General features: G+C 41.9%; 1 protein-coding gene. It reads right to left on the reverse strand.

The features are described from left to right. A partial coding sequence (pheT, locus tag HMPREF9074_RS02240; protein ID WP_034539566.1) for a phenylalanine--tRNA ligase subunit beta occupies positions 1–1,431 on the reverse strand: 1,431 nt, incomplete at its 3' end. Between the last annotated feature and the right edge of the window lie 192 nt (positions 1,432–1,623).

Raw genomic sequence — 1,623 nt, forward strand, 5'->3', positions numbered from 1 at the left:
TTCTATTACATCTGCCTCGCGCTGTACATCTACCCGATAAGAAGGTATTAGCAGACCTAATCCGCGTTCGGTTAGCGAACTTACCTTTATATCAAGCGAGTGCAAAATCGATTTGATAGTATCGCGTGGTATTTTCTGTCCGATGAGCTTATCTACATTTTCAAAGGCAAGAAATACCTGAAAATCGTCTTTCTTCTTAGGATAGAAATCTATCACATCTGAAGAGATAACCCCACCCGCTATATTTTCTATCAATACAGCAGCATACATCAGCGCGTATTTGCAATCTTCTATATTGATGCCTCGCTCAAAACGATAAGAAGCATCGGTACTAATGCTATGTCTTTTAGCAGTCTTGCGTACTGACACAGGGTCAAAATAAGCACTCTCTAAAAATACATTCCGAGTAGAGTGAGTTACACCTGAATCTTGTCCGCCCAATACCCCTGCTATACAAAGTGGTTTTTCAGCATCGTAAATCATTAAATCTTCAGCATCAAGAGTGCGCTTTACGCCATCAAGGGTAGTAAAGACGGTACCCGCCTCTGCTGTTTTTACGATGAGTTTTCGCCCTACTATATGGTCGGCATCAAAAGCGTGCAAAGGCTGCCCTAATCCGTGTAGCACATAGTTAGTAGCATCTACCACATTATTCTTAGGAGTGATGCCAATAGCTTTTAGCCTATTTTGCAACCAAGCGGGTGACTCGCCTACTCGCACGTTCGAGATGGCAACCCCCGTATAGCGTGGCACTAGTTTTTTGTTCGTTACCTCAATATCTACTTTTACTGAGCGGTTATCTACGTGAAATTTGGTAACCGAAGGGGTAATAAGCTCAAGCGATACACCTTTTTGTATAAGTCCCGCACGCAGGTCGCGAGCTACACCATAGTGACTCATCGCATCGGCGCGGTTAGGGGTCAGACCTATTTCAAACACTTCATCAGTTTCTACCTGAAAGACCTCAGCACAAGGGGTACCAACGGCATATTTATCATCGAGTACCATTATCCCCTCGTGACTTTCGCCTAAGCCCAACTCGTCTTCAGCGCAAATCATACCGTAACTTTCCTCTCCGCGTATTTTCCCTTTCTTTATTTCAAAAGGCTTCCCTTCGTGGTCGTACAGTACAGTTCCTATAGTAGCTACAGGCACTTTTTGTCCTTTAGCCACATTAGGAGCGCCACATACTATCTGTAGTGGTGCTTCTTGACCTACATCTACTTTGGTAACTTTCAGTTTGTCGGCATTCGGGTGCTTTTCGCACTCTAATACCAATCCTACTACCACACCTTTTAGTCCGCCTTTCACACTTTCAAAAGGTTCGATACCTTCTACCTCCAAACCCAAATCAGTAAGGATTACGCCGGTTTCTTCTGCAGCGAGGTCTAATTTCAAATACTGTTTTAACCAGTTATACGATATTTTCATATAGTTCTTTTTTCAATTAATAAATTTGTATATCAGCAAATTTTATTGTCATATCAACATCAAATCAAGAAACATTTGCCTTACATCTTCTTGTTCATCTTTATTGGTTATATACTGAAAACCAAACCTTTCATAAAAGGGTAATGCTTGCCTATAAGCATCTACTGTTATCAGTCTGCAAGCCTGTCTCTT

The sequence above is a fragment of the Capnocytophaga sp. oral taxon 329 str. F0087 genome, assembly GCF_000213295.2.
GTDB classification, from domain to species: Bacteria; Bacteroidota; Bacteroidia; order Flavobacteriales; family Flavobacteriaceae; genus Capnocytophaga; species Capnocytophaga leadbetteri_A.